General features: G+C 44.1%; 18 protein-coding genes. 8 read left to right on the forward strand and 10 right to left on the reverse strand.

The window, feature by feature from the left end:
- Window positions 1–15: 15 nt before the first annotated feature.
- The gene (locus tag GZK95_RS13105; protein ID WP_075713243.1) at window positions 16–654 is read left to right on the forward strand and encodes an HAD family hydrolase; all 639 of its coding nucleotides are present in this window, start codon (window positions 16–18) and stop codon (window positions 652–654) included.
- A gap of 48 nt (window positions 655–702) precedes the next feature.
- Here the strand turns inward: GZK95_RS13105 and GZK95_RS13110 are convergent, their stop codons facing one another.
- The 3 genes from GZK95_RS13110 to GZK95_RS13120 all read right to left on the reverse strand — a co-directional run bounded on the left by GZK95_RS13110 (window position 703) and on the right by GZK95_RS13120 (window position 5,308).
- Complete coding sequence (locus GZK95_RS13110; protein ID WP_151148789.1) at window positions 703–1,836, reverse strand: porin; 1,134 nt, start codon at window positions 1,834–1,836, stop codon at window positions 703–705.
- An 815-nt stretch (window positions 1,837–2,651) separates the two neighbouring features.
- Window positions 2,652–4,484 carry a glutamine--fructose-6-phosphate transaminase (isomerizing) gene (gene glmS / locus GZK95_RS13115; RefSeq protein WP_075707027.1) on the reverse strand — a complete coding sequence of 611 codons (1,833 nt, stop codon included), beginning with the start codon at window positions 4,482–4,484 and terminating at the stop codon, window positions 2,652–2,654.
- Between the two features lie 62 nt (window positions 4,485–4,546).
- Window positions 4,547–5,308, reverse strand: a complete 762-nt coding sequence (locus tag GZK95_RS13120; protein WP_075712903.1) for a DeoR/GlpR family DNA-binding transcription regulator — start codon at window positions 5,306–5,308, stop codon at window positions 4,547–4,549.
- Between the two features lie 461 nt (window positions 5,309–5,769).
- Here GZK95_RS13120 and pykF point away from each other — a divergent pair, with 461 nt between their 5' ends.
- Window positions 5,770–7,182 (forward strand): pyruvate kinase PykF, encoded by a 1,413-nt coding sequence (gene pykF, locus GZK95_RS13125; RefSeq protein WP_075707031.1) that lies wholly within the window; start codon window positions 5,770–5,772, stop codon window positions 7,180–7,182.
- A 169-nt stretch (window positions 7,183–7,351) separates the two neighbouring features.
- Window positions 7,352–8,011, forward strand: a complete 660-nt coding sequence (locus GZK95_RS13130) for a GntR family transcriptional regulator (RefSeq protein ID WP_075707033.1) — start codon at window positions 7,352–7,354, stop codon at window positions 8,009–8,011.
- 26 nt (window positions 8,012–8,037) lie between these two features.
- Here GZK95_RS13130 and GZK95_RS13135 read toward each other — a convergent pair whose 3' ends face one another.
- Complete coding sequence (locus GZK95_RS13135) at window positions 8,038–8,733, reverse strand: oxidative stress defense protein (protein WP_075707035.1); 696 nt, start codon at window positions 8,731–8,733, stop codon at window positions 8,038–8,040.
- A 97-nt stretch (window positions 8,734–8,830) separates the two neighbouring features.
- A complete protein-coding gene (locus tag GZK95_RS13140) occupies window positions 8,831–9,727 on the reverse strand; it encodes a LysR family transcriptional regulator ArgP (protein WP_075712901.1) in 897 nt (298 codons plus the stop codon).
- Between the two features lie 122 nt (window positions 9,728–9,849).
- Between GZK95_RS13140 and GZK95_RS13145 the strand changes: the two genes are divergently transcribed.
- Window positions 9,850–10,479 (forward strand): LysE/ArgO family amino acid transporter, encoded by a 630-nt coding sequence (locus GZK95_RS13145; protein WP_075712899.1) that lies wholly within the window; start codon window positions 9,850–9,852, stop codon window positions 10,477–10,479.
- A gap of 80 nt (window positions 10,480–10,559) precedes the next feature.
- On the opposite strand, the gene mscS is transcribed toward GZK95_RS13145, so the two are convergent.
- The 4 genes from mscS to epd form a co-directional block, all read right to left on the reverse strand.
- A complete protein-coding gene (mscS, locus tag GZK95_RS13150) occupies window positions 10,560–11,426 on the reverse strand; it encodes a small-conductance mechanosensitive channel MscS (RefSeq protein ID WP_075712897.1) in 867 nt (288 codons plus the stop codon).
- Between the two features lie 351 nt (window positions 11,427–11,777).
- On the reverse strand, window positions 11,778–12,854 hold the full coding sequence (fbaA, locus tag GZK95_RS13155; RefSeq protein WP_075707043.1) for a class II fructose-bisphosphate aldolase: 1,077 nt from the start codon (window positions 12,852–12,854) through the stop codon (window positions 11,778–11,780).
- Between the two features lie 156 nt (window positions 12,855–13,010).
- Complete coding sequence (locus GZK95_RS13160; protein WP_075712895.1) at window positions 13,011–14,171, reverse strand: phosphoglycerate kinase; 1,161 nt, start codon at window positions 14,169–14,171, stop codon at window positions 13,011–13,013.
- A gap of 151 nt (window positions 14,172–14,322) precedes the next feature.
- Window positions 14,323–15,348, reverse strand: a complete 1,026-nt coding sequence (epd, locus tag GZK95_RS13165; RefSeq protein ID WP_075707047.1) for an erythrose-4-phosphate dehydrogenase — start codon at window positions 15,346–15,348, stop codon at window positions 14,323–14,325.
- Between the two features lie 223 nt (window positions 15,349–15,571).
- Here epd and GZK95_RS13170 point away from each other — a divergent pair, with 223 nt between their 5' ends.
- The gene (locus GZK95_RS13170) at window positions 15,572–15,808 is read left to right on the forward strand and encodes a hypothetical protein (RefSeq protein ID WP_075712893.1); all 237 of its coding nucleotides are present in this window, start codon (window positions 15,572–15,574) and stop codon (window positions 15,806–15,808) included.
- A 50-nt stretch (window positions 15,809–15,858) separates the two neighbouring features.
- Here GZK95_RS13170 and tkt read toward each other — a convergent pair whose 3' ends face one another.
- Complete coding sequence (gene tkt / locus GZK95_RS13175) at window positions 15,859–17,853, reverse strand: transketolase (RefSeq protein WP_151148788.1); 1,995 nt, start codon at window positions 17,851–17,853, stop codon at window positions 15,859–15,861.
- Between the two features lie 320 nt (window positions 17,854–18,173).
- Here tkt and metK point away from each other — a divergent pair, with 320 nt between their 5' ends.
- From metK to GZK95_RS13190, 3 genes are all read left to right on the forward strand, one after another.
- On the forward strand, window positions 18,174–19,328 hold the full coding sequence (gene metK, locus GZK95_RS13180) for a methionine adenosyltransferase (protein WP_075716088.1): 1,155 nt from the start codon (window positions 18,174–18,176) through the stop codon (window positions 19,326–19,328).
- A 317-nt stretch (window positions 19,329–19,645) separates the two neighbouring features.
- A complete protein-coding gene (locus GZK95_RS13185) occupies window positions 19,646–20,446 on the forward strand; it encodes a DUF2189 domain-containing protein (RefSeq protein ID WP_075716087.1) in 801 nt (266 codons plus the stop codon).
- Window positions 20,447–20,530: 84 nt separating this feature from the next.
- Window positions 20,531–21,028, forward strand: a complete 498-nt coding sequence (locus GZK95_RS13190; RefSeq protein ID WP_075716086.1) for a SprT family zinc-dependent metalloprotease — start codon at window positions 20,531–20,533, stop codon at window positions 21,026–21,028.
- The last annotated feature ends 38 nt before the right edge of the window (window positions 21,029–21,066 follow it).

The raw sequence follows: 21,066 nt of genomic DNA on the forward strand, positions 1-21,066 counted from the left end.
TTAGGGAGTGATTTGATGTTAAAAGCTGTACTGTTTGATATGGACGGATTAATTTTTGATACCGAACGTGTCTATAAGCAAAGTTGGCAATATGCTGCACAACAGCAAAACCTGCATCTTAGTGATGAGTTCTATCAGCAGTTTATCGGTGTTCAAGACGCGGATTGCGAAAGAAAGTTACTCGAATATTTTGCCGACGATATTGATATGCCACGTTATGTCCAACAACGCGATCAGCATTTCCATCGTCAACGAAATCAAGGGATAGCCCTAAAAACAGGCTTTTCTGAACTCTTCAACCACATTAAACAGCGCGGTCTTATGACGGCCATTGTCACCTCCTCTCAGCGAAAAGAAGTCGAGTTCAACTTTGCCTCAACCGCTTATTTGGCGCAGTTTGACATCATTATTACCGCAGAAGATGTGCCAAGGGGCAAACCTCACCCTGATTGCTACCTGCTTGCCTGTCAACGCCTCAATATTCCACCCAATCAAAGCCTAGTATTAGAAGATTCCAACCAAGGAATTCGCGCTGCTTTGGCCGCAGGTTGCCAAGCGGTAATGATCCCTGATTTGGCACCGCTTGAAGCAGACTTAGTCAACCAGATTGAGGTCTATGATTGCCTTAAGCAGGTGATTTCACGACTTGATTAGATAAAAAAATGGGCCTCTTGAGTGAGACCCATTGAACATTGAGTTCGCTTAGAAAGCGTAGATTACTGTGATACCAGAAATGGTATCATCGCGCTTGCCAGTTACTCCTAAATCTTCTTCTTCAACTCCGCGTACTTCACCAGAAATAATAAAGTTAGGTGCAGCGTGGTAGCTTAGACCCATAGAGTAAATACTACGCTCACCTTTTGTTGCCGCAGTATCACCATCAAAGTCTACATTAGATAGGTAAATGTATGGGCGCAGACCAATGCTAAAGTAGTACTCTGCATAGATATCCATCGCCTGAGCATCAGCATAGTTATTTTTCTTTAGAGGGTTACCAAAACCATAAGCTAGGTAATCAGTCTCATGCGCCTTGGTACCATCAGTATAAGCAGCCGCTACTTTGAAAGCCTCATATGAGTATTTTACCGCAAGCGTGGTGATCTTTTGCTCGTCACTTGGGTCCAGATTCATCGTAGGAGAACCATCGACAGTTTCAACTTTATTGACTAAGTGCGTAGCACCAATGCTTAGGCCAAAATCAAAGTCATAGCTGGCAGCAAACGCGTAGTTTGACTCACGAGCTACGTTTGAGCTACCAGGCGAAGTCAAATTACCAGGTGAGTTTTCTTCAAAACCATATTGCGCAGAAAGATTTAAGTTAGCGAAGCTATTGCGGTAAGTCACTAGGTCATCACCACGTGCGGTGCCCATAAAACCGCCGTCTTTAGTATCACTAAAGATAGGAGTTGCATCTGGATCGAAAACAATAAGGTTATCCATATAGCCAGCAACATCATGGTAAGCCGAGTACTGTTTACCAAAGCGCAAGCTACCAAAATCTTCGTGGTGTACTGAGAAGTAACCTAGACGAGTACGGAACTGATCACCAGAGCTAGATACACCTTCTGTCGGTGCGCTGGTTAAGTTATCCCACTCTAACTTCACATCTCCAGACCAACCATTGCCGAACTGATGTTCAACACCAAAACCTAGTGTACTACGGCTAGTATTAAAATCATGATCGTCGAAGAACTGAACTGGTTGCCAGTAGTCCATTAAGAATGCACCAGAGATATCGACTTTGGTTGTATCATTTTTATATACGGTTACAGCAAACGCTTGGCTAGACAGCGCTAAGCTGGTCAGAAGTACAATCTTCTTTTTGTTAAATTTCATTTCACGCTCCAAACTTGGATATTATTTTTATTCTACCCATCGGCAGAGTTATATTTACAGGCAGTAGTTATCGAATCAAAACAAAATCAATTAATCATTTGTAAGTGAAAGAAATTTATAAACTCCAACTAAAATTTCCACCACAAAAGAAAATTTACGTTTAAATTTATATTTAATAAAATTGGCTTAGTGTGACTTTTCTTAAGTAAAAGAATACTTAGAACAGAGAGTTAGATTTGCTGGCAAGAAGGCAGGATAGAGAGTTTAAAGTCCAGTGTGTACCAGGCTCTAAATATAGAGTTCCGCCTATACTTGGTTTTAAAAACAGTTTTCATATCACTTCTCATGACTTGATTTATTTCCATTCGACCGTTCAATAATCAAACAAAAAACTTATTAATCGAATAGAATTAACAGTTAAGTGTGATCATTCTCTTCCACCCTAAAATAAAAACATCATAATTATCACAAAAATAAATAGCCCGATATTCAACCAGACACAGTGACTTTTTTTGTTGTTTTGATAAACAGTTATTTTTAAATTAGACAATAAAATATTTCCGAAATTAAAATAATTAAATTTTAATAATTAATTAACTTCTATAATTTACACATATGCTTTACTGGCATAACTCCTATTCAATGATATAGATTGGAAATCACACCATTCCCTCTAAAACAGAGTCATTAGACGGGTGTGTAAGGTGGCAATAAAAATAAGCGAGCAGAGAAGAATCAAAGGCTGAGCGGCAATAAAAAAGCCTCCGAGATGTATCATCTTCGGAGGCCTAAAACTAAATTAACTTAGAAAATTATTATTCTACCGTTACCGCTTTCGCGAGATTTCGGGGCTGATCCACATCCGTCCCTTTAATCAATGCGACATAGTAAGAGAGTAACTGCATTGGAATCGTGTAGTAGATTGGCGCGGTGATCTCACTCACATGTGGCATGGTGATGATCTTCATCGTCTCGTCCGCTTCAAAGCCTGCATTTGCATCAGCAAATACATACAGTAAACCACCACGAGCACGAACTTCTTCAATATTTGATTTCAGTTTTTCAAGCAGTTCGTTACTCGGGGCCACCACCACCACCGGCATATCGGCATCAATAAGCGCAAGAGGCCCATGCTTCAGTTCGCCTGCTGCGTAAGCTTCCGCATGAATATAGGAAATCTCTTTGAGCTTTAAAGACGCTTCCATCGCGATTGGATAGTACTCGCCACGTCCTAAGAAAAGCGTATGGTGCTTGTCGGCAAAGTCTTCTGCGAGCAACTCAATCTCTTTCTCAAAAGAAAGCGCTTGGTTGATTTGATTTGGCAACGCATGCAATGCTTGGACAATCTCTTTCTCACGAACTTTATCGATTCGACCTTGCTGTTTACCTAAAGCGGTAACAAGCATTAGTAGGGCAGATAACTGGGTTGTAAAGGCTTTGGTTGATGCCACGCCAATCTCTACCCCTGCGCGCGTCATAAAGGCAAAATCAGATTCACGCACTAAAGACGAACCAGCAACGTTACAAATTGTCATCGCTGCCATATAGCCTTTTTCTTTTGCTAAACGCAGGGCTGCTAATGTATCCGCCGTCTCACCAGATTGAGACAAGGTGATCAATAGACTATTTGGGCGCGTCACAAACTTGCGGTAACGAAACTCTGAGGCAATTTCCACATCACAACTTACACCTGCAATATCTTCAAACCAGTAACGGGCAACCATACCCGCGTTGTATGAGGTACCACAGGCAACAATCTGTACGTGCTCAACTTTATTAAGGATTTCTGCAGCTTTAACACCAATCGCATCCGTCACCACAGCATCGGCGGTAATACGCCCTTCCATTGTGTTAATTAACGCCGTAGGTTGTTCGTAGATCTCTTTCTGCATAAAGTGGCGATACTTACCTTTATCACCCGCATCATGCTCCGCATTGGATTCGCTAATTTCGCGCTCAACTGGCTCGCCATTTTCAGCAAAAACACTGACTTCACGACGAGTGATCTCGGCAACGTCTCCCTCTTCAAGGTACATAAAGCGACGCGTCACATTCAACAGCGCCAATTGATCAGAGGCTAAGAAGTTCTCACCGACACCAAAACCGATCACAATTGGGCTACCAGAGCGCGCAACCACAAGACGAGATGGATCTTTACGATCCATCACCACTGTTCCGTATGCTCCATCAAGCTGCTTAACGGTTTTTTGTAATGCTTCCAGCAATGATTCAGAGGTACGCAGTTCCCACTCCATTAGATGCGCAATAACTTCAGTGTCTGTCTGAGATTCAAATACATAACCACGCTCACGAAGCAGCGCACGCAACTCTTCATGGTTTTCGATGATGCCGTTGTGAACCACCGTAATATCACCAGAAATATGCGGGTGAGCATTGATTTCAGAAGGCTCACCATGTGTTGCCCAACGCGTATGTGCGATACCGGTGCCTCCTTTAACTTCGGCACTCTCAACTGCGTCAGCCAGTTCTTTCACTTTGCCTAAACGGCGCAGACGAGTCAGGTTTAGTTCCGCATCAACGACAGCGACACCCGCTGAGTCGTAACCTCGATATTCTAAACGTTTTAATCCTTCGACTAGAATTTCTGCTACATCACGTTGCGCTACGGCACCTACGATTCCGCACATAAAGTTTCTCCAATTTAATCTCTATCCATAGGGCAGCAAGCAAAGGGCCCTAAATTTCTTAACTACGCAAGAATGACTCTCACGCCATGTGATTCAATTTGTTGCTGATATTCAATTGCCAAATCTTGGTTGGTAATCAAGACATCAATCGCATCCCAACTTAATTCTAAGTTCGGGATTTTTCGCCCGATCTTTTCTGACTCCACCATTACGATGACTTCGCGCGACACTTCAGCCATAACCTTGCTCAAGCCAACCAGTTCATTGAAGGTCGTGGTACCTCGATCAAGGTCCACACCATCGGCCCCGATGAATAACTGGTCAAAGTCGTAAGATCGCAAGACTGTTTCAGCGACTTGACCTTGAAATGATTCCGAATGCGCATCCCAAGTTCCGCCAGTCATTAATAGGTGAGGTTCACTCTCAAGCTCATTGAGAGCGTTGGCAACGTGTAGGGAATTTGTCATTACCACCAAGCCACGTTTGCCATTTAATTGTTGGATCAGTGCCGCTGTGGTACTACCGCTGTCGATCACGATACGGTTGTGATCACGAATCAAGTTCGCCGCAGCCATTGACAACTCAACCTTTCGAATCGAAACCTTTCCATCCAACTCTTCACTAACCACTTCCGAAGGTAACGCGATCGCACCACCGTATCGGCGCAATAATTGACCGTTTTTCTCCAGTGACGCCAAATCCTTTCTAATTGTGACTTCTGAGGTTTCAAACTTAGTAGAAAGTTCTTCTACACTCACTTCACCTTTACTGTTCACCAAAGAAGAAATTGCGTGTCTGCGTAGTTGTGTGTTTCGTTTTGACATGTTTTAAAAAATACAAAGTTTCGATTCAAAACTAATTATAGTCACTTCGAAACTTATTCGTCCATTTATTTCGATGCAAAAAATTAATATTTAGAGAGAAAACCTTGTCCTAAGACAATTCTTAAGCAGTGATATTGAATTGATTCGGTGGTAGAATTCGCAACGGAAAAGAAAAAAAATTACAGAATTCAGCATTATTTTTGTAATCAAAGACAGTTAAAGTGGTCTAAATCACAAAATTAGCGGTCTTGATAGCGTCAAAATGGTCATAAAATGACTAAATTAGACAAAAGACTTTCAAAACTGGAGCAAATCAAGAAGGCGTAGCTACACTGATAACTTGCAGGCACAAAATGCAGTTCTCAGCATTTGTTTCAGAGAGAAAGTGTTCGAGAGAAAGAACATTTTCACAAACCAAGTTTAAAAATCGTAATCATCTTATTTACCGGAGAGTATCTTCCATGAAAAAGACCAAAATCGTATGTACGATTGGCCCTAAAACTGAATCAGTAGAGAAGCTAACTGAACTTGTAAACGCAGGCATGAACGTAATGCGTCTAAACTTCTCTCACGGTGACTACGCAGAACACGGCACTCGTATCGATAACTTCCGTAAAGTAATGGAAGTTACTGGTAAGCAACTTGCTATCCTTCTAGATACTAAAGGTCCAGAAATCCGCACTATCAAACTAGAAGGCGGCAATGACGTTGATCTAGTTGCTGGTCAAGAATTCACTTTCACAACTGATACTTCTGTTGTAGGTAACAAAGAAACTGTAGCAGTAACTTACGCAGGTTTTGCACAAGACCTAGCCGCTGGTAACACTATCCTAGTTGATGACGGCCTAATTGAAATGGAAGTTATCTCAACAACTGAAACTGAAGTTAAATGTAAAGTGCTTAACAACGGTGCTCTAGGTGAGAACAAAGGTGTAAACCTTCCTGGCGTTTCCGTTCAGCTTCCAGCTCTATCTGAAAAAGATAAGAACGACCTTAAGTTTGGTTGTGAGCAAGGCGTTGATTTCGTTGCTGCATCTTTCATCCGTAAAGCATCTGATGTTAAAGAAATCCGTGAAATCCTAACGGCTAACGGTGGCGAGCACATCCACATCATCTCTAAGATCGAAAACCAAGAAGGTGTTGATAACTTCGACGAGATCCTAGAACTTTCTGACGGTATCATGGTTGCTCGTGGTGACCTAGGTGTTGAAATCCCTGCTGAAGAAGTAATCTTCGCGCAGAAGATGATGATCGAAAAATGTAACCGCGCACGCAAAGTAGTTATCACTGCAACGCAAATGCTAGATTCTATGATCAACAACCCACGTCCAACTCGTGCTGAAGCGGGTGACGTTGCGAACGCAATCATGGATGGTACTGACGCAGTAATGCTTTCTGGTGAAACTGCTAAAGGTAAGTACCCAGTTGAAGCTGTTTCTATCATGGCTCAAATCGCAAACCGTACAGACTCTGCACTAAAAGCTGAGCTAGGTTCTCGTCTAGACAGCCCACGTCTACGCATTACTGAAGCAGTATGTAAAGGCGCTGTAGACACTGCTGAAAAACTAGCTGCACCACTTATCATCGTGGCAACTGAAGGCGGTAAGTCTGCTCGTTCAGTACGTAAGTACTTCCCAACTGCAAGCATCGTTGCTCTAACAACTAACGCGAAAACTGCAGCGCAACTAGTACTAACTAAAGGCGTTCGTCCAGTTCTTGTTGACTCTATCGACAGCACTGATGACTTCTACAAAAACGGTAAAGAGTACGCACTAACTTCTGGTTTCGGTAAGAAAGGCGATATCGTTGTTATGGTTTCTGGTGCTCTAGTCGCTTCAGGCACAACAAACACAGCTTCTGTACACGTTTTATAATTTTAAAATACGTACCAGCGAATAAACAAAAAGAGGGCTATGCCCTCTTTTTTTATATACCCGCTTGCCTCGTTATTCAGTACGCTGTATATTCGCGCAAAAGTACTACGTACCGTTAAATCAGATTCAAGGTTGAAGCAGCTCTGATTGCTATAGCGAGGATTGTATAGTGCCAAGCCCGACGTTAACTGACAAAGTCGCTAAGATGATCCGACAGGATATCTTAGTGGGAAATTTTGCCCCTAGTGAAAAACTAGTTGTTGCCGAGCTAAAGAAGCGATATGACGTAGGTGCGTCACCTATTCGCGAAGCATTAGTTCAACTTTCATGGTCTAAATTTGTTGTGGTTGAACCGCAAAAAGGATGCTGGGTCGCCCCTATTTCAGCATCAGAGTTGGCTGACCTACACGAAAGTTTACATGTCATAACTCCCGTATTACTCAAGCAAGCGATTAATCATGGCGATGAAAGCTGGGAACTTGAGTTACTCACTGCATACCATAAGCTATCACGCTTAAAATCGATGCAAGAGGAGTATGATTGGATGGAATGGCAAGATAGACAGCGCCACTTCCATGAATGTTTGCTCAACGCAGCGACATCAAAAATCATGCTATCTTTTTTTGCCGATCTGCTAAACCAAGTCCAGCGCTATAATTTCCACGCTATTAATCAAGGACTTAACATTAGTAGTTTTGATATTGATGAGTATGAAGCGATTGTGAAATGTGTCTTAGCCAAAGACACGGATAGTGCAGTGAGCAAATACGAACGCTATATTTCAAACATGGTTTTGCAACTGGACCAAGCGGTTAGCCCAGCTGCATAAAATGCCAAGTTCATCGGCTTGAGGCATTAGTCTTCAAGTCGGTAAACCACGTCAACTCGATCACGAATTACGATGGTCGAGTCTTGATAACCGTTCGATTCCGACTTCATATCCATACTCATTGCGCGCATCAGTACTGGTCTTGCGCTCGGTGAGTTGTATGTCACTTGCCAAACATGGCCAAGCTCTTGGTCAAAACCTTTCGCTAATGATTGCGCCTTTTCTTTGGCATCATTGATCGCCGCCATTCTAGCCTGCTGTTGATACTTAGCTTCATCTCTGACTTTCAGGGTGATGTTATCCACCTGATTAATCCCAGAACTCAAAGCAATATCTAAGTAGCTATTTAGATTTTCCAGCTGCTCAACGGTCACCGTAATTGAACGACTCGCACGGTAGCCAACCAGTTCAGGTTGCCCTTTCTTTGGGTAGTGATACTGAGGTGAAAGGTATAAGTTAGTGCTAGTGATATCTTCAGCCACCACACCTTTTTGCTTCAACTGCTCAAGAAAAGCCGCAACCGCTTTATCGACACTTTGCTTTGCCTGCTCCGCCGTCATCGTGGTTTCAACCACTTGAACAGAGAACTCAGCCATATCGGGTTTTGCCACCACTTCCCCATAACCGGATGTCGATAGATGCGGAAAGCTCGGTTCATTTGCTAACGATGCAAAACTCAACGTCGAGGACAGCGCGAGAACTGCCAAAGATAACTTATTCATATCTATCACCTTGTTCGTATAGTTGGTCAGTACATAATAAGAAATTATCGACGTTTCACCAGCCAAAGGGAGATAAAATGACATAAAACTAACTCTGTCAACTCGGCAAAATATCTCGAGAATGGGCAATAATCGCATCCGACATCGCTTTCAAAATACCGGTTTCCAACTGCCAGTGATGCCAGTAGATTCGATGGGAAAGAAAAAATCCGGGCGTAATATCCACCAGCGAACCGTTGTCGAGTTCATCTTCAATTTGCAGTTTTGGGATCAGGCAGTAGGCGACGCCAGAAAGCGCCAGTTTCACAAAAGCTTCTGAGCTTCTAACGGTATGTTTTAGGACACTCCCTTTGGGTAGATTGAAGTGTTGATGGATAAAACGGTCATTCATATCATCATGGTGATCAAAAGCTAAGGTCGGCGCTTTGAGCAATGATTCTCTATTTACTCCATTAGGAAAGTAGTGCTGGCAAAACTGCGGACTGGCAACACATAGATAATCGACTCGCCCAAGATAGTCAGCATCACAACCAGGAATAGATTGAGACTCCAAGCTAATCGCCCCAGCTACCTCACCACTTTTTAACTTCTCTAGGGTTCGCCCTTCATCATCCACCACTAAGTTAAGCGCCACTCGCTCACGTTGCAGCAACTGCGTGAGTGCGGGCAGCAACCATGTTGCCAAGCTGTCTGCGTTGGTCGCAATTGAGAGTTGTAACGGTTGGAAACTGGCATCGTTGCGCAGTTCAGGGACCAACTCACTTTCCAGCAACCTTACGCGGCGATAGAGACCCAACAATTTTTTCCCGATTGGCGTCGGCTTAGGTGGCTGTTCACGAATCAACGCGGGTTGAGCAAGGAATTTTTCTAACTGTTTTATTCGCTGAGAGACCGCAGATTGAGAAATATAAAGCTGTTCAGCAGCATGTTCAAAACTGCCAAATTGCACGATAGCATCTAATGCTTCTATCCATTTGTAATCTAAACCACGCACCGTTTTCCCCTAACTGAATGCTACATAAGCAAAACTTATATTACATTAAAATCATTAAATATACTTATTTAATGGTTGCCGTTATCTTCGCTGCATATTAAACCTCACTTTGGAGAAAAACAGTGAACTTTTGGGTGTTACTACAAGGCTTTGGGCTCGGCGCAACGATGATTATTCCTATTGGCGCACAAAACGCTTATGTACTTAGTCAAGGGATAAAACGCCAGCATCACCTTACAACAGCGATGACATGTAGCATTCTAGACACTATTTTTATCTCTCTTGGTGTGTTTGGTGGCGGCGCACTACTGTCGCAAAATGAGCTTCTGCTTAATGCAGTAACACTTGGTGGTATCGCGTTTTTAACTGTCTATGGTTTGATTGCGCTTAAAAGTGCTTTTCGCGATCCAGCCAAATCTGAGCAAACTCAGCATGTGCTTGCCCGTGGTCGTCGTACAGTGATTCTTGGTGCGATGGCAGTGACGATTCTTAACCCACACCTCTACTTAGATACCGTGGTGATCTTAGGGTCGATTGGCGGTCAGTTTGAGGGGCAAGATAGAATTGCCTTTGCGATTGGCACGATGATGGCGTCGTTTGTTTGGTTTCACGTACTCTCAATTGGTGCTGCCAAACTGGGGCCAACGCTTTCAAAGCCTAAAGTGAAAAAAGGTATCGACATTCTCGTTGCGACTATGATGTTCACGATTGCCGCAATGCTGACCAATGGGCTAATTGAAAAATATTGGTAAGCCAACTACTAAACGGTCAAAAAAGCGAGGCTCTTAGGCCTCGCTTTTGCTATGTATTCCGCGTTATTTCAGAGAAATAACTACGCTTCCACCTTGTTGAGGTGAACATCCATTTGCGGAAATGGGATCTCGATACCGTTGGCATCTAACGCTTCTTTGATTGCTTGGTTTGAATCAAAGTATACATCCCAGTAATCAGCCGTCTTACACCATGGGCGAACCACAAAGTTTACTGATGAGTCTGCTAGTGCTACCACACCGATGGTGATGTCGTGATCTTTCAAGATACGCTCATCTTTCTCTAGTGCTTCTTGGATTACTTTCTTAGTCAGTTTTAGGTCTGAGCTGTAAGAAACACCGATCGTTAGGTCTACACGGCGTGTATCATGGCGCGAGTAGTTAGTAATTGGCGAGCCAATGACACCTGAGTTAGGCACAACAACCATCTTGTTATCTGGTGTTTTTAGTACAGTTTGGAAAATTTGAATCGCTTCAACGCTACCTGCTACACCACCCACTTCAACATAGTCACCTGACTTAAATGGACGGAAACCAACAATCAGCACGCCTGCTGCAAAGTTTGATAGTGACCCTTGTAGAGCAAGACCAATTGCTAAGCCTGCCGCACCAATAACCGCTACCACAGAAGCTGTTTGTACGCCGATTCGGCTTAGCGCTGCAATTAGAACGATCACAAATAGCGTGTAACGTACGATGCCATGAAGAAACTCAACAACTGCTTTATCCATTTTCTTCTTATCAAGCATCTTAGCAACGCTATTGGCAACCGCCTTAGCGATGATGTTACCGATAAATAGAATCAGTACTGCAGAAATAATGTTCACACCGTACTGGATTAGTAGGTCTGAGTTATCATTTAACCAAGTTTGAGCTTGAGAAAGGCTATCTACCAATGGAGCTTCAATCCCCGTTGACTCACCTGCCATATCAATTTCCTCTTAAATAAATACGTGACTAACCCTTTAGCTCACGCGCTGCTTTTATATAACGACAAATATCACCCAAGCTGCCGCAGCGACTTGAATATCTATTTACTGAACGAATGCCAGTTTGCCGGCAAGATAGCCCAGATTGTTTGTTTAGAAAAGTAAAGATTGTGCAAAGACAATCGAAAACAAAGGCTTATTTGCCTATTTTATTATCGGCAAGTTAAAGCCTACGCATTTGAGTTACATTTCGCCACATTTTTTTAGCACAAATTTTGACTATCTTAGTTTTTAGGCATAAAAAAACCCGCTCGTTGAGCGGGCTTCAATAATACGAATTCGACTAACGAATTATAGTACGTCGATTGCGTTTAGGTCAGCGAAAGCTTTCTCTAGACGAGCAACCATTGACGCTTGGCCTGAACGTAGCCATACACGTGGGTCGTAGTATTTCTTGTTTGGCGCAGATTCACCAGTTGGGTTACCGATTTGACCTTGTAGGTAATCACGGTTTTCAGCTTCGTAAGTACGGATACCGTCCCAAGTTGCCCACTGTGTATCAGTATCGATGTTCATTTTGATAACACCGTAAGAGATAGACTCTTTGATTTCTGCTTCAGTTGAACCAGAACCACCGTGGAATACGAAGTTTAGCGCGTTTGGTGCAATACCAAATTTCTCTGCACAGTATGCTTGAGAATCACGTAGGATAGTTGGAGTCAGTACAACGTTACCCGCTTGGTAAACACCGTGTACGTTACCGAAAGATGCTGCGATAGTGAAACGGTGGCTGATTGGGCTTAGTTTCTCGTATGCGTATGCAACGTCTTCTGGAGAAGTGTATAGCTCAGACTGATCCATATCAGTGTTGTCTACGCCATCTTCTTCACCACCAGTACAACCTAGTTCGAATTCTAGAGTCATACCCATTTTTTCCATGCGCTCTAGGTACTTAGCACAGATTTCGATGTTCTCTTCTAGAGACTCTTCAGAAAGGTCGATCATGTGAGAAGAGAATAGTGGCTTACCAGTTTGAGCGAAGAACTCTTCACCCGCGTCTAGTAGACCGTCGATCCAAGGAAGTAGTTTCTTCGCAGCGTGGTCAGTGTGAAGAATTACAGGAACACCGTAAGATTCAGCTACAGCGTGTACATATTTAGCACCCGCTACAGCGCCAAGAATTTGTGCTTCTTGACCTTCAAGTTTTAGACCTTTACCACAGAAGAAGCCAGCACCACCGTTAGAGAACTGAACAACAACAGGTGCTTTAACTTTAGCAGCAGCTTCAAGTACACCGTTGATTGAGTCTGTGTTAACTACGTTAACAGCTGGAAGTGCAAAGTTGTTTTCTTTAGCAACTTCAAAAACTTTCTGAACGTCATCACCAGAGATTACACCTGGTTTTACGAAATCGAAGATCTTAGACATGGGATGTAGTCCTATTTATCTGTCGTTTTAAAAATTAAAACTTACTAATTTAAAATTTTGCAAACGTTTGCTCACAACTGACGCCATTCTAGCAGAGAATATTGTGACATGCAGCAAACAACAGAGCGGGAGATTACTCCCCCGCTCTTTTCATTCTTACTTTGCGCGTGCTTCTAGCATTTCAACTGCAGGAAGAACTTTACCTTCAACGAATTCAAGGAAAGCGCCGCCGCCAGTAGAGATGTATGAAACGTCAGCTTTGATACCAAACTGGTCGATAGCTGCTAGCGTGTCACCACCACCTGCTACAGAGAATGCTGCAGATTTAGCGATTGCTTCAGAGATACCTTTAGTACCCGCTTCGAAGTTCTTGAACTCGAATACACCTACAGGGCCGTTCCAAAGGATCGTTTTCGCGTTTGCGATGATTTCAGCTAGAGCTGCAGTTGAATCTGGACCTAGGTCGAAGATCATGTCGTCATCTTGAACGTCAGCAACGTTTTTGATTTCAGCTTCTGCGTTTTCATCGAATGCTTTTGCACAAGCAACGTCAGTTGCAACTGGAATTGCACACTCTTTCATTAGTTTTTGTGCAGTTTCAACTAGGTCTGCTTCGTATAGAGACTTACCTACGTTATGACCTTCAGCTGCGATGAACGTGTTCGCGATACCACCACCAACAACTAGTTGGTCAGCGATTTTAGATAGCGACTCAAGAACAGTCAGTTTAGTAGAAACTTTTGAACCACCAACGATAGCCACTAGTGGACGCTCTGGGTTGCTCATTGCTTTACCTAGTGCTTCTAGTTCAGCCGCTAGTAGAGGGCCAGCACATGCAACTTCAGCGAACATACCAACGCCGTGAGTTGAAGCTTGTGCACGGTGAGCTGTACCGAATGCATCCATTACGAAAACGTCACATAGTGATGCGTATTTCTTAGATAGCTCTTCTTCGTTCTTCTTCTCGCCTTTGTTAAAGCGAACGTTTTCAAGAACAACTAGTTCACCAGCATTTAGCTCTAGGCCGTCTAGGTAGTCTTTCGCTAGTTTCACTTCGCAGTCTAGTGCGTCGTTTAGGTAGTTAACTACAGGTTGTAGAGAGAACTCTTCTGCGTATTCACCTTCAGTTGGACGACCTAGGTGAGAAGTAACCATCACTTTCGCGCCTGCTTCTAGGCATAGTTTGATAGTTGGAAGTGATGCGATGATACGTGCATCTGAAGTTACTTTACCGTCTTTTACTGGCACGTTAAGGTCAGCACGGATGAATACACGTTTACCTGCTAGATCCAGGTCAGTCATCTTGATTACAGACATGATTTGTCCTCTCAAATAATAAATAAAGTTTTTGACAACTCGGCAGCCCTGCCAAGCCTGTGAATTCTTTAAACTGATAATGAATATGGAGATAGGTCTAATTTATTTCAAGGGTAAAAATAAATTATTTCTCCATATTCATTGAGGGGACCTATTTCGCTGCTTGCATAGCTAGAGCAGTATCAAGCATGCGATTCGCAAAGCCCCACTCATTATCACACCACACTAGCATTTTAACTAACTGACCGTTGCTTACCCTAGTCTGGGTACCATCAACAATCGCGCTGTGTGGATCATGATTGAAGTCCACCGAAACCAGTGGTGCTTCAGTATAGTCAACAATATTACGTAATGTACACTGAGATGCGTTAATAATGGTTTGATTTACGTCATTAACTTTCACATTTGTACTAATTGTGACACTTAAATCCATTGCTGTAACGTTTACCGTTGGAACTCTTACAGAAATTGCTTCAAATCTGTTAGAAAATTTCGGGAAGATTCTTTCAATACCTTGATGAAGCTTCGTATCAACAGGGATGATCGATTGACTCGCACTACGAGTTCGACGTAAGTCAGTGTGGTAAGCATCGATCACTTGCTGATCATTCATAGAAGAGTGAATGGTGGTAATCGTCCCCGAGTCGATACCAAATGCATCATCCAGTACTTTAATAATTGGCACAATACAGTTGGTGGTACAGGAACCATTCGAGACAATTGTCTGATTGGCAGTTAACGTCTCGTGGTTAACACCATAGATAATGGTGTTATCAAGGTCATTATCACCTGGGTGAGAGAAAAGGACTTTCTTGGCACCCGCTTCGATATGTTCTAAACCGTCCGCACGGCAACCGAACACACCAGTACAATCGAGCACAATGTCGACATCCAGATCTCGCCAAGGAAGTAATTTTATTTCATTTAAATGTAGGATACGCACGGCATCATGATCGCCGTTATCGTGATGAACGTAGAGATGTTCTTGGTCATGGCTAATTCGTTTAAAGAATCGACCGTGGCTTGTGTCGTATTGAAGCAAATGCGCCATCGCCTCTGGCTGGGCAAGTTCGTTGACTGCTACCACTTTAATATCTTGATGTTTTCCGCTTTCATAAATAGCGCGCAAAACATTTCGACCGATTCGTCCGAAGCCGTTTATCGCAACTTTCAGCATAGTTCCATCGCCTTTATAATATTTGTTCTAATCGGTTAATGATGGTACTCGATATGCCCCCTATAAGCAGCAAAAGAGTGACATATAACGCAAGCCCTCGCTGTACACTTACGTAATCCTTGATGCAACTATCAATTTACACCTTACCGCTGCTATGATTAGTTACAGTCTGTAGCAACCTTTGGCGATTTTTCTAACCGTTTAACAACCAAAGGACAAGGTTATGAAATCATACCCCGCTACACACTTTTGTCAGAAATGTCAGTCTGATACACCACATAGTGAGCTTTTAGAACGTAAGCCTAGTAGCTACGATACTGATACTTCACTATTAGGGCGTATCACCTTATTCGCACATACTTTTATCAACGGCGGTCACTACTACGACATGAACAGATACGTTCAGTGTAAAGTTTGCGGACAAAAAGAGCTGGATAACAAGGGCAGTGAATTTGAGTAGGCATAAAAAAACCGAGCTGTTTAGCTCGGTTTTTTATTGTTAACTTGTCATTACGCAAGTAATTCTTGTGCTGTGTTCACGACATTTTCAACCGTGAAGCCAAACATCTCGAACAGTTGATCCGCTGGTGCAGATTCACCAAACGTTGTCATACCGATGATACGACCATCGAAACCAACATACTTGTACCAGAAATCTGCAATACCCGCTTCAATCGCGATACGTGCCGTCACATCTGATGGAAGAACGGCTTCGCGGTAAGCTGCATCTTGCTTATCAAAGGCATCCGTTGATGGCATTGATACCACGCGTACTGCTTTGCCTGCTGCTGTTAGTTCTTCATCTGCTTTTACTGCTAGCTCAACTTCAGAGCCAGTTGCAATAAGGATAAGCTCAGGTTTGCCAGCGCAATCTTTTAGGATGTAAGCACCTTTAGCGATGTCCGCCACTTGCTCTGCTGAACGTGGTTGTTGCGCAAGGTTTTGACGCGAGAAGATCAGCGCTGATGGGCCATCTTTACGCTCGATTGCCAGTTTCCAAGCCACTGCAGATTCAACTTGGTCACATGGACGCCATGTGCTCATGTTTGGTGTTAGACGCAGTGATGCCATTTGCTCAACAGGTTGGTGAGTCGGGCCATCTTCGCCAAGACCGATAGAGTCGTGCGTGTACACTTGGATGTTTTGCACTTTCATCAGTGCTGCCATGCGCATTGCGTTACGTGCGTATTCCATAAACATTAGGAAGGTCGCGCCGTAAGGAACAAAACCGCCGTGTAGTGCGATACCGTTCATGATCGCGGTCATACCAAATTCACGTACGCCGTAGTGAATGTAGTTACCCGCGAAGTCGTTTGCTTCTAGCGATTTAGAACCAGACCACATGGTTAGGTTAGAAGGCGCTAAGTCAGCAGAGCCACCCATAAATTCTGGTAGCATTGCACCGAATGCTTCTAGTGCATTTTGTGAAGCTTTACGTGATGCGATGTTGGCAGGGTTTGCTTGAAGATCAGCAATGATTTGGCTTGCTTTCTCTTCCCACTCTGCAGGAAGTTCGCCGTTCATACGACGCTTAAGCTCTGCCGCTTCTGCTGGGTAAGCCGCTGCGTATGCATCAAATTTTGCGTTCCAAGCCGCTTCTTTGTCAGCGCCAGCCGCTTTTGCATCCCACTGTGCGTAGACGTCAGCTGGGATTTCAAATGCAGGGTGCTCCCAACCAAGGAACTCACGCGCTGCTTTGATTTCTTCAGCACCTAGTGGCGCACCGTGACAATCGTGTGAGCCTGATTTGTTTGGTGAACCAAAACCGATGATAGTTTTGGTACAGATAAGAGTTGGGCGAGGATCAGCTTTTGCCGCTTCAATCGCTGCATTAATAGCTTCTGAGTCGTGACCGTCGACTGCTGGAATAACATGCCAACCGTACGCTTCAAAACGCTTAGGTGTGTCGTCAGAGAACCAACCTTCCACGTGACCATCGATAGAGATACCGTTGTCATCCCAGAATGCGATTAGCTTACCAAGACCTAATGTACCCGCCAGTGAACATGCCTCATGCGAGATACCTTCCATTAGACAGCCATCGCCCATAAACACGTAAGTGAAGTGGTCAACGATGTCATGGCCTTCTTTATTGAACTGCGCTGCCAGTGCTTTTTCAGCCAATGCCATACCAACAGCATTAGTGATACCTTGGCCTAGCGGACCCGTGGTCGTTTCAACACCTGGCGCATAACCATATTCTGGGTGACCTGGTGTTTTTGAGTGCAGTTGACGGAAGTTCTTTAGATCATCAATCGATAGCTCATAGCCACTTAGGTGCAGCAATGAGTAAATCAGCATTGAACCGTGACCGTTAGACAGAACGAAACGGTCGCGATCTGCCCACTCTGGGTTTGCTGGGTTGTGGTTTAGGTGTGAACGCCAAAGAACTTCAGCGATATCAGCCATACCCATAGGTGCGCCTGGGTGACCAGAGTTAGCTTGTTGAACGCCATCCATGCTTAGAGCGCGGATTGCATTGGCAAGGTGTTTACGAGAAGACATGTCTGCTCCTGAGTGCAAGTAAGCGAGTTAATCATTCGGGGGAATTGTTGTGGGCGTATTCTCTCAAAGCCCCTAGAGCACTGCAAACGATTTCCAGACATAAAATCCACAAAATTGCAGATTTTATCTGCCAAAATCGTCAACTTTTCCTCCCTGTCACCATTCGATGCAAACGATTGCTGGCAAATTTCAGTAAAAAAGAGCTTGTAATTCGAGCGGGCAAAATTAGAATAGACGTCTAGATGTAGAAACACCTACATAGCTTAAGACTATTTTTAATACAGGTTTGATACCCGTATTCCTACATAAATGGAGTTCACATGGCTAAGCACCTATTTACTTCTGAGTCGGTTTCAGAAGGCCATCCAGATAAAATTGCAGACCAAATCTCTGATGCTGTTCTTGATGCGATCTTAGAACAAGACCCGAAAGCACGTGTTGCGTGTGAGACTTACGTTAAGACCGGTATGGTGATGGTCGGCGGTGAAATCACAACTTCAGCTTGGGTTGATATCGAAGAGCTAACTCGTGAAACAGTGCGTGAAATTGGTTACGTACACTCTGACATGGGCTTTGATGCAAACTCTTGTGCGATTCTAAACACCATCGGTAAGCAATCGCCAGACATCAACCAAGGTGTTGATAAAGCAGATCCTAAAGAACAAGGCGCTGGCGACCAAGGCATCATGTTCGGTTACGCATGTAACGAAACAGATGTACTAATGCCTGCACCAATCACTTACTCACACCGCCTAGTCGAAAAACAAGCGGAAGTGCGTAAAAATGGCACATTAGACTGGTTGCGCCCTGATGCTAAATCTCAGGTAACGTTCCAATACGACCAAGGTAAGATCGTTGGTATCGATGCTGTGGTACTTTCAACTCAGCACTGTGACTCTATCTCTACGCCAGATCTACGCGAAGCGGTAATGGAAGAGATCATCAAACCTGTTCTACCATCTGAGTGGTTAAGCAAAGATACTAAGTACTTTATTAACCCAACAGGTCGCTTTGTTATCGGTGGCCCAATGGGTGACTGTGGTCTAACTGGTCGTAAAATCATCGTAGATACTTACGGCGGCGCAGCTCGTCACGGTGGCGGTGCGTTCTCAGGTAAAGATCCATCAAAAGTAGACCGCTCTGCAGCTTACGCAGCACGTTACGTTGCTAAGAACATTGTCGCTGCAGGTATGGCTGAGCGTTGTGAGATCCAGCTTTCTTACGCAATCGGTGTTGCAGATCCAACCTCTATCATGATCGAAACGTTTGGTACTGAAAAAGTGTCACACCAGATCATCATCGAAGCAGTACGTCAGTTCTTCGACCTACGTCCATACGGTCTACAAGAGATGTTGAACCTACTTCAACCTATCTACAAGAAGACTGCGGCTTACGGTCACTTTGGTCGTGAAGAGTTCCCATGGGAAGCAACTGACAAAGCCGTTCTACTACGTGAATTTGCTGGTTTAAACTAACCACCTAATTTCACTAACTTTTCAAGCCCTCGCTTTTGCGGGGGCTTTTTTTATTCCCAGCGAACACCTCTCTTTTAGGCAGCTAAATCCGCAAATAATTTGTAAATTTGCCCATCCCTGCCAATAGTTAATTTAATGTTAAATATTATTTGTGACGTATAAAACTATGATGTGGCTCACGACCATACCAAGCAAGACAAGTCACTGCGTGATTTATTGACTGTTTGATTGGTAGCAGATGTCCCAACGTCAGCCCAACATCATTCGTAGCCACGCTACGCCAGTGGCATCCGTGAGAGACAATCAAGGAGGAAGTCATGCCTCGAACAGTGAATAACCCATCAGAGCTTAAGCCGGAGCGAAAAGAGGTACCTAACCACGAGTACGCCCGAACCTACCCAGCCAACACGGTCAGTATAAGTGCCCCCTTTCATTGGCTAGCATTAGGCCTACACGACTTTGTTCGCATGCCAATTATTAGCGCTTTTTACGGCTTGTGCTTTATGGCAGCCGCCATTGGCATTGTGCTTTTGGTCCAATGGCAAGGCACACATCTGGTCATTATGCCCAGCCTAGTCGTTTACATGCTGATTGGTCCTTTTCTTGCGCTGGGTCTTTATGATGCCAGTTGGGAGCGAGAGCGTGGACACACCCCTAGTTTATTCCACTCTATTAAAGCCATTGGGCGGAACTCCAGTTCTCAATGGGCATTTGCCGTATTGCTCGCTGTATGTATGATTTTCTGGATGCGTATCGCAGCGCTGTTGCATGCACTCTACCCATCGGTTCAAGGGGCACCGCTGACTGACTTCCTTCCTTTCTTAGTTATCGGCTCGATGGTCGGGTTGGTGCTAGCGTGCGTTGTGTTTAGTATTTCTGCATTCTCGATCCCACTAATGATGGAACGTCGTGTGGATATGATGACAGCCGTCTTTACAAGCTTTAATGCCGTCCGCTCGAATATTTCAGCAATGGTGGTTTGGGCGGCAATAATCTGTGGTGGTGTTTTAATTGGCTTCGCTACCTACGGGATTGGTATGCTGTTTACCATGCCCATTCTTGGTTACGCCACTTGGCATGGCTACCATGAAGTGATTAAGAAAAAGCACCAGCCTTAACAGCACAGTCACTTCCAGTTATTATCACTCAGCCCAGCCTTATCGCTGGGCTGAATTTTTCTCGCACAACTCTCTGGAACCGTCGTGGATATCGAACTTCGCTATCGAGCGCAGCAAAAAGTTGCACACTGCTTACAATTAGCTGAACAAGCGTTTAAACGCTCTTTTACCAAGCCGATCATGCGCTATAGCTTGCGTGGAAAAGCGGCCGGTAAAGCTTATCTCCAATTGAACGAAATTCGCCTTAACTCCGTACTGTTTTTGGAAAACCAACAGGCATTTCTTGAGGAGGTTATTCCTCATGAAGTCGCGCATTTAGTTACGTATCAAGTCTATGGCCGAGTTCGCCCACACGGTAAAGAGTGGCAAGGGGTCATGGAGGCGGTGTTTAATGTCCCCGCGAGCACCACGCACCGTTTTTCCACCGACTCGGTGGCGGGTAAAACGTTTGAGTACCAATGCCAATGTACCCTCTATCCACTGTCGATTCGTCGCCACAATAAAGTGATTCGTCATCAAGCGAGTTACCGCTGCCAGAAGTGCCAACAGTTGCTTACTTTTACCGGTCGCCAGTTGTCTTAATTGTTAAATTATCATCTAACAACCGCGCATTTGAGTGT

Origin of the sequence: Vibrio panuliri, from assembly GCF_009938205.1 — a bacterium.
Classification (GTDB): Bacteria; Pseudomonadota; Gammaproteobacteria; order Enterobacterales; family Vibrionaceae; genus Vibrio; species Vibrio panuliri.

What these genes read in the sequence shown, in the direction of transcription:
- GZK95_RS13185 (WP_075716087.1), top strand. Translation starts at nt 19,646, where the DNA reads ATGCCTCGAACAGTGAATAACCCATCAGAGCTTAAGCCGGAGCGAAAA.
- glmS (WP_075707027.1), bottom strand. Translation starts at nt 4,484, where the DNA reads ATGTGCGGAATCGTAGGTGCCGTAGCGCAACGTGATGTAGCAGAAATT.
- GZK95_RS13160 (WP_075712895.1), bottom strand. Translation starts at nt 14,171, where the DNA reads ATGTCTGTAATCAAGATGACTGACCTGGATCTAGCAGGTAAACGTGTA.
- fbaA (WP_075707043.1), bottom strand. Translation starts at nt 12,854, where the DNA reads ATGTCTAAGATCTTCGATTTCGTAAAACCAGGTGTAATCTCTGGTGAT.
- GZK95_RS13110 (WP_151148789.1), bottom strand. Translation starts at nt 1,836, where the DNA reads ATGAAATTTAACAAAAAGAAGATTGTACTTCTGACCAGCTTAGCGCTG.
- GZK95_RS13135 (WP_075707035.1), bottom strand. Translation starts at nt 8,733, where the DNA reads ATGAATAAGTTATCTTTGGCAGTTCTCGCGCTGTCCTCGACGTTGAGT.
- GZK95_RS13170 (WP_075712893.1), top strand. Translation starts at nt 15,572, where the DNA reads ATGAAATCATACCCCGCTACACACTTTTGTCAGAAATGTCAGTCTGAT.
- GZK95_RS13120 (WP_075712903.1), bottom strand. Translation starts at nt 5,308, where the DNA reads ATGTCAAAACGAAACACACAACTACGCAGACACGCAATTTCTTCTTTG.
- mscS (WP_075712897.1), bottom strand. Translation starts at nt 11,426, where the DNA reads ATGGCAGGTGAGTCAACGGGGATTGAAGCTCCATTGGTAGATAGCCTT.
- metK (WP_075716088.1), top strand. Translation starts at nt 18,174, where the DNA reads ATGGCTAAGCACCTATTTACTTCTGAGTCGGTTTCAGAAGGCCATCCA.
- epd (WP_075707047.1), bottom strand. Translation starts at nt 15,348, where the DNA reads ATGCTGAAAGTTGCGATAAACGGCTTCGGACGAATCGGTCGAAATGTT.
- pykF (WP_075707031.1), top strand. Translation starts at nt 5,770, where the DNA reads ATGAAAAAGACCAAAATCGTATGTACGATTGGCCCTAAAACTGAATCA.
- GZK95_RS13105 (WP_075713243.1), top strand. Translation starts at nt 16, where the DNA reads ATGTTAAAAGCTGTACTGTTTGATATGGACGGATTAATTTTTGATACC.
- tkt (WP_151148788.1), bottom strand. Translation starts at nt 17,853, where the DNA reads ATGTCTTCTCGTAAACACCTTGCCAATGCAATCCGCGCTCTAAGCATG.